This is a genomic window from Pantoea sp. E956-1, from assembly GCF_982223955.1.
The window spans coordinates 1-461 of sequence record NZ_CEUYZP010000057.1 but is presented as its reverse complement, the minus strand read 5'-3'; the positions used below and the strand labels follow the sequence as shown (position 1 = coordinate 461).

Genomic DNA, 461 nt, shown 5'->3' with positions numbered 1-461 from the left:
CAGCGCCAAATCCATCTCGCCACAGAGTCGGCCAAACCCGGCGACCACGTCCTGGCCAAGATGATCGAAATCGGTCAGGTCAACGGCTTGCCGTCGATATACTCCAGCAACCGCACATGCACCGTTTCGCGATTGGCTTGCAGCGACAACAGATCTGCACCGTTATTGGCTGCGATGACGCGCGGCACCTTGATCGCCGAGTGCTCGGCCAGATAATTGAGGCCTGCGTGCTGGGCTTGCAGCTCCACAAGAGCGTAGTCGCCACGACAGACTTTCAACACGAAGCGCCCACTGCCACCGTCGACGCGATAATTCAGATCCTGCTGGCTGCCCAGCGCCTGCAACGTGCCGCTGAGCCCGTAATGTTCGGCCAGCCATTGCAGCGCCTGCGCCTCTGAAACCTGCGGACCGGGCAAACTGGCGCGATGAATCAACGTGGCGAGCGGCATGAAACGACCCCT

At 60.7% G+C, this 461-nt stretch carries 1 protein-coding gene; it reads right to left on the bottom strand.

Annotated features, from left to right (window positions below; all coding sequences use genetic code 11):
* Positions 1-74 precede the first annotated feature (74 nt).
* A partial coding sequence (locus AC0T7J_RS25225) for a phosphotransferase (RefSeq protein WP_473798483.1) occupies positions 75-461 on the bottom strand: 387 nt, incomplete at its 5' end.